7 protein-coding genes are annotated in these 7,091 nt (G+C 44.2%); all 7 read right to left on the bottom strand.

Annotation, left to right across the window (positions count from 1 at the left end; all coding sequences use genetic code 11):
- Positions 1–923: DUF2156 domain-containing protein (locus tag A3757_RS06795; protein ID WP_068739348.1), on the bottom strand; the 923-nt coding region annotated here is incomplete at its 3' end.
- Positions 920–2,314, bottom strand: a complete 1,395-nt coding sequence (locus A3757_RS06790; RefSeq protein ID WP_068553812.1) for an NAD(P)/FAD-dependent oxidoreductase — start codon at positions 2,312–2,314, stop codon at positions 920–922. The genes A3757_RS06790 and A3757_RS06795, both read right to left, overlap by 4 nt.
- 26 nt (positions 2,315–2,340) lie before the next feature.
- Entirely contained in the window at positions 2,341–3,048 is a 708-nt protein-coding gene (locus A3757_RS06785) for a hypothetical protein (protein WP_068510413.1), read from the bottom strand.
- A gap of 376 nt (positions 3,049–3,424) precedes the next feature.
- The gene (locus A3757_RS06780; RefSeq protein ID WP_068510415.1) at positions 3,425–4,279 is read right to left on the bottom strand and encodes an SDR family oxidoreductase; all 855 of its coding nucleotides are present in this window, start codon (positions 4,277–4,279) and stop codon (positions 3,425–3,427) included.
- Between the two features lie 52 nt (positions 4,280–4,331).
- Positions 4,332–5,273 (bottom strand): alpha/beta fold hydrolase, encoded by a 942-nt coding sequence (locus A3757_RS06775; protein ID WP_068739347.1) that lies wholly within the window; start codon positions 5,271–5,273, stop codon positions 4,332–4,334.
- 10 nt (positions 5,274–5,283) lie between these two features.
- Positions 5,284–6,102, bottom strand: coding sequence for an SDR family oxidoreductase (locus A3757_RS06770; RefSeq protein WP_068510424.1), 819 nt, complete (start codon positions 6,100–6,102; stop codon positions 5,284–5,286).
- 12 nt (positions 6,103–6,114) lie between these two features.
- Positions 6,115–7,091, bottom strand: a 977-nt coding sequence (locus A3757_RS06765) for an NAD(P)/FAD-dependent oxidoreductase (protein WP_068739346.1), incomplete at its 5' end; no start/stop codon positions are given.

The raw sequence follows: 7,091 nt of genomic DNA, 5'->3' as shown, positions 1-7,091 counted from the left end.
ATTAATTGTTGCAAGTAGCGTAATGAAGCAATCTCATGTGGAAAGCTCTGAAGCTCGTGCAAGGGTGCTAAGCCCAGTGACAAACGAGCAACACCTTCTTTCTGAAAAACCTTCATTGCTTCAAGGATTGTATAATCTAGAAAGCCATTCGGTTTTATCCCAGGGCAAGCGCGAATGATATTAGCTGTATAACCTATGATCTTATCATCCTGAAAATAGGGATCAAAAAACACATATCCAACGAGCTCTCCTTTTAGGTAACAGAAAAACTTCCTGACTCCCCAAGCATCTCTATACTCTGGCGGCCGAGTAATGAGCCTAAGTTCACGCTTAGTCACCGCCTTGGTTTGTCGCCAGCGCTCGGAAATATCCCGAACTCTATCTTCATTCACCTCAGACCAAGCCTGTTCTTTAACAACAAAGCCCCTACGTCCAAAGTTAGATGCCCAGCGCAGATACTTTTTCTCTTTCCCTTTGACATCAAAACTGTTGAGTGAGAGCGAATACTCAACCCCCATATCGTTACATCGATAACCCCGATCTATCAAAGCACTCGCACAATCAGCATCAACTGCCATGAAAATACTTGGTCGCTTCGTTGACGCTTCTAACGCATCTAATAAGGGGTGAAAGTCCTCATCAGCACACACCGGGCGGGTAAACGCAATATTGAATTCAGAACCAAGGAAACGCTGACGAAAATAGGAAACATAGCCCCGATGTGCAGAACCAAAATGTTGTACACCGGCTTGCAAGTTAAAATAAGAGCTGGACTGGCAGCCATAACGTTGAAGTAAGCTTTGTTTATCTTCTGTTGACAAGCTGTCTTCTTTGAATGGAAGTAAAACCCGCTCTGCAGAGCCTACCTTAGTGGCAGATGCAGCCAATGACCTTTCAGCTGTCAAATCAAGACAAGTCGTCATGAGCATTCCTCTCTCAACGTTACCTGTTTCTTTCTGCCAAACCAAAAGGCTTTTAACATCACGTCAGGCCGAAGCAGGCTAAGCGGTGAGCTCACCATATTGGCAATCGATAAGCAGCAATGTGCTAAAGGTTTTGAATGTATACAGGCCGCGAGCAATCTATCCATATAGCGATAAGATACGTTTAAATACCAAGGAATATTACGCCCTTCTGTCTCAGGCCAGCGCATATCTTCACTGATAGCTATCATCCACGCAGTAAAAAAGAATCGATTGAAACGTCGATAGGTTCTACGTGCCCACGTATTAGAGAAACCCGAGCGCGCCCCCTGCTCTAAACGCAACGCTAAAGACTTCGCAGCCATTGCAATTAGTGTAAGACCTTGTCCATATAGCGGGTTGAATGCACACATCGCATCCCCCATTACAAGCAGGCCCGAAGGATGATCTTTCATTTGATCATAGCGATGCCATACATTTTCAGTTCCTCGAAAATGTGTAATACCAGAGGCCGGCGACATATCACTCAAGGCACGATGAATATATTTGGTTGGCAATTCAGCAGCAAATTGAGTAAACCCATTAAGGTCATTACCTGGATACACAGCATTCATACCGATTAGAGTGAGCAGCCACTTATTATTCTCGACGGGCCACAAGCCTGCAGCACGAGGACTTGTTGGCGCATGAGGGGCAACCTCAATAGGTTTAACCTGCTGCCCTGGTCGAACCTCGAATAACTGACTGGCATACCCTAGCTTGGGGTTAACATGCGTCCCGCTTACCTCTGACAAGCCCTCTTTCTTGAGCCAAGTTCGCGTCCGGCTACCTCGGCCCGAGCAATCAACAACCAAGTCTGCTCGCAATGTTTTTTCAGCACTTATACTCCCTTGTTGATATCGGAGCCCTGTCACTCGCGAGTTATCATTATTCAGTATGAAGCCACTCACTTGGCAAGCGTAACGACGCTCAATGTTTTCAATACTCTCTATCCGCTCAGTCACCACTCTGTCAATTAAAGGGCGACGACATACCCTCAAATCCAAGCCAGACTCAAAACGCGGTAATTTACCTTCGCCTATAAACAAAGAAACATCTTCAGAGTAGTTAACTAAGGGAGCCCCATAACGCTCAAGCTCTGCATCAAAGCCAGGAAAAAACTCTTCGAATAATTGGCGACCTTTAAGTAATAAAAGGTGTTGATGCGCGGCTTGCGGAAGCCCCTTTCGAAATAACTCTCCCGACGTTGAAGAGAGCTCGTCCGGTGCAGCATCTTTTTCTAGAATCACCACCAAGTCAAAGTGCTCTGAAAGAACTTTTGCCGATAACATGCCTGAGATGCTTCCACCAATAACCAGCGCAGTCCCTTTATTTGCTCCCTGTGACGCCATCCGTCAATCCTTCGTATTAGGCTTAGTTATTTGTTTTTGGCAAGAATGGATAAGCCTGACTCCAGTGCGTCTTGGTACTTAGGCCTCTTAGCTTGTGCCAGCAATGCTCGAATTGTGTCGAATGAAGAATCAAGATAAGCAACATTAAACAAGTGATACAAGGTGCTCTGTACTAAGCCACCTGGCTGAGTAAAACTTTGATGTTCTATTTCTGTCTGACCATTACCCAGGCTTGTAAACTGCCAGTAGCCCGCCATTAAAGGGAAACGAACTAAACGTAAGTCTCGTGGTTCATAAGGCTTATCTACGGTGATAAAGTTAATACGGTTTCTGCGTCCCTCAATATCCGTCACCATAGAATACCGGCTTAGAGCGTCTCTATTGTAGGCACCGGTAAAGTTATAGGTTGTATAAACATAAGTATCGGGATCAGATTCTTCATACATTACTCGCTCAGAAATCAATACACTGATCGCCCACTCTTTGAAGCCTTCAACATCTTGAATGACGGCTGTAAGTGCCTCGTGAGATTCATCGACAACCACCTTAAAACGACACTGCATAATTTTGCTGACATGCTTTCGGCACTCAGAACCAATTCCACCTTCCGACCTTTCCTGCTGCCAATCAGTAAGCCATTGAGGACTTTTGGTAGATGTTTCAGCTGAGTTTTCTGTAGCCAATAAGGCACTCGAATATAAGATGCTTATTAAGCCTAGGAAGATAAAATTCATGATTTCACCCGTTTATTCTTTTGCTCTTATTTCAGTTGTGCGAACTATATATTCACACGACTATATTTTACGCAATATATTTTTCCCCGAGGAAAAGCTCATAACTTTTACGGCTTACCTCGTAAATTAGGTAGCTATAAAACCACAACAACTTTACAGTGTATAGTTAAATTTTCAATAATATGGACTGTTTCTAATTATCATTTATTAGCAGGGTTTTGAGTCAGACAAGGAGGAAGCCGATAAGTTCAATGTATACAAAAGGAACTTTCGGCTTGTAGGCTGTGACCTACCTTCATCGCTGGCACGCAACTCACAGTTTGAGTTTGATATACACCTATGAGTAGAGTTCTCTGCCAGCAATCAACACACCTAATTATGCAAACTTCTTAGCAGCCTTACTGCGCCACTTGATTGCTTTTGTGAACAGCCATTGATAACCCGTTGGGAAAAGACGCACTACGCCATCAAACGCCTTCGCATCAGCACCAATCAGCACACGCCTATCATTGCGCTTAACACCCTTAAGAATAGTCTTTGCTGCACTATCAGGCGTATGAACAAACATTTTTTCAAACTCTTTTAAGGTACTTTCCTTAGTTGCCCCAGTCACTTTCATTGAGCTTTTGTCAACTCGCGCTGACTGAGCAATATTTGTTTTTATACCACCAGGATGAATACAAGTAGTGCTGACCTTTGAACCGGTAATTTCCAAGTCCTGACGAAGAGACTCGGTAAACCCTCGAACAGCGAACTTACTCGCGTTATAACCACTCATTAACGGCTGTGAAGTTAAGCCAAATATACTGGAAATATTTACCACATGACCTTCGCCCGATGCTTCAAGGTGAGGCAGAAAGGCTTTGGTGCCATAAACAACACCCCAGAAATTGATATTCATAATCCATTCGTAGTCTTCAATCGAGAGCGAATCCACCGTGCCTGACAAAGCCACTCCGGCATTATTGAAGATCAAATTTACTTTGCCATGGTCTTCGACCACCTTATCGGCCCAGGCATAGACAGCCTCTTTATCAGCTACATCGAGAGCATGGCTTGTGACTTTCACATTGAAGCCTTTAAGTAAGTTCTGCGTTTCTTTCAGACCTTTCTCATTCACATCAGAGATGGCCAGAGCACAACCTTCCTGCGCCAAGTTAACCGCCAGTGCTTGACCAATGCCCGACCCAGCACCTGTCACCGCGGCTACTTTACCGTTTAAGTTTTTCATTATTTTTCCTCTAGGTAAGCAGGCCGACAAAGTCGAGCCTGGCACGTTTAAATTAGCTATTTTTATCTAAAAACGCCTGGTAAACCTCAGCACTTTCAGCCGGAATCTCAACCATAGGCATATGTCCAATACCCGGCCAAATTTTTATAGATATATTCTTAATGCCAGCCTTCCATACATCAACGGCGCTGACATGTAGGAGCTGGTCCTGATCACCCCATAGCAATAGCACAGGCGCTTGAATTTCATTTAATACCGGCTGCAACATATGCTTGCCATGGAAGTCCTGGAAGATCTCGATTAACTCTTCTCGGCGCGCTTGGTACTTTTCTGAAACAGCCTCAAGAATAAAACTTGGAATGTAAGGTGCTTTGGCCATGGTCATCCCGTAAAAGGTATCAAACTCTTCACGACTGTGTATTTCGAAAGGATTGCGCCCTGCTGCTAGCATCTTCTCCATATCACTCTTGATGGGTGACTCAACACCTGCCGGATCAACTAAGGTCGAGCTCAGTGTTCGCTGAGGATACATACGAGCAAAGTGGCCTGCGATAAATCCGCCCATTGAATTGCCAATAACATGAACTTTATCGAGCGCTAATTTATCAAGCAAAGCGATGATACGTTCAACCTGAGCAGGTCCACCGTAATCCCAATCTTTATGGAAGCCCGTTTCACCATGACCAGCCATATCAGGAATTAGCACGTTATAGTGCTCGCTAAAAAACTGAGCAAAACGTGGCCAGACATCTTTATCGGCACTATAGCCATGCAACATAACGATAGTAGGACGCTCAGGTTTTATTTCATTTTGGTAGAGATAAATATCCATCTCGCCAATATTTACCTGAGCCTTTTCCAAGCCATATAAACCAGCCTCGAAGGGAGCAGCCCATTCATAGACCGCTTTACCCATTGGAGCCGGAGCGATGAACGTGGCACCCACAAAAACTAACAAAATGGCAGCTAAAGCCAGTAAACTTTTTATCAACATTTCAATATCCTTATTTGTATTTATACGCTCGAAGGTCGATAACCTTCTTCATTTCTGACCAAACCATCGCGCAAACAAGCGGTAAAGGCAACAGTTTGGAAGCCAACCACACTTTAATAGCATTATTTCCATAGACAATACGAGGCTTATTTTTCTTAACTGACTTAATTAAATGTTCGGCAATATCCTCTGGTTCAGTAGTCAGAAAGTTCTGAGAAAAGTCTCGGGCATGTTCATGCCTTACGATATTGGTTCGAATCCCCCCTGGATGTAGAAGGTGTACCTGAATATCACTGGCCGATAATTCGACCATTAAAGCTTCGGTAAAACCTCGTACGGCAAATTTACTACCACAATAATCAGCATGATTGGGTGTTCCCGTCAGGCCAAAGATACTTGAGACATTCACAATCACGCCTTGGTTATTAGCCAGCATGTCAGATAGAAATGCGCGAGTACCATGAATCACACCATAGTAATTAACATCCATCACCCGCTTAAAATATGATTGCTCTGTCGCCCAAACCGGCTCACCACTGCCTTCAACCCCCGCATTATTGACAAGCATAAATGCTTGACCCAAGTGTTGTTTAACCTGATCGGCGAACTCAAACACTGCCTGCTCATCTGAGATATCAAAGGCCTGTGCAAAGACTTTTTGTGATTCTGGTAGCAACGAGATCGTCTCGCCTAAGCCTTCCTCGTCATAGTCACACAAAGCCAGATGACTACCTTGCTTAGCAAAAGCCAGCGCATAGGCGCGCCCCATACCCGAGGCAGCCCCTGTTATCACCACTACCCTGTCTTTAAAACTTGTTATTTTTTTCATCGTTTTTACTACTTAAGAGTTAAAAGAGTGATCTTGGCGTTTAAATTTCTTAGCCCAGCGTCTGAAGGTAAAACTAAACCCCGGGAACATGGCAATCACTTTTCCGCTCTTGCTCTTATACCAAGAGTTACAACCGCCACGCTGCCAAACCGTTTTGGCCATCTCGTGATGAATTAAATCGGTATATTTCTCCTCAGCATCTACATTGACTTCGATCACTTTTTTGCCACTTTGTTTAAGCGCCGAAATACTGTTCATGATGTATTTCATTTGCGACTCAATAATAAACAAAGCGGAGGTATGACCAATGCCTGTATTAGGCCCTGTGACAATAAACAAATTTGGAAAGCCTGGCGCACTCGTCCCTAAATAAGCTCTGGGGAAGTCACTCCATGCCTGAGCTAAGGTCTTACCGCCTTTACCCACCACCGGATATGAGATCACGCCATCAGTAGCATCATAACCGGTTGAGTAGACAATCAAATCCAGCTCGTGCTCGACACCGTCCTGAGTCACAATACCCTTCTCGGTGATTTCTTTTATGCCATTATTCTTATCGAATAAGGTGACATTATCTCGACAATAAGCTGGGTAAAGCGTGTCTGATAAAATTACCCGCTTACAGCCTATGGTGAAGTCGGGAGTCACTTTTCGTTGTAAGTCCGGGTCTTTGATCTGTTTGCGAATATGCTTTTCAGCTTTGTTCTTCGCCAAGACCTTCAATGCCAAATCTGAATATTTAAAGCCAATAACACGGAATTCATACCACCAGTAGATCAAGAAACGTAAAGCAAAGTAGGCCCAACTCTTACTAAGCAACTTACGTTGCCAGCCTTTAAATTTATAATCATTTCGAGGCATTACCCAATGAGGGGTACGTTGAAGCACATCAAGGTGTTCAACTTCCGGAGCGATCGCAGGGATTATTTGTGCGGCACTGGCACCACTACCTATCACTGCAACTCGCTTGCCTTTATGGTCATAGTTAT

The organism is Oleiphilus sp. HI0117 (assembly GCF_001635235.1).
The sequence above is the reverse complement of the archived record's forward strand: the minus strand, read 5'-3'. Positions and strand labels throughout refer to the sequence as shown.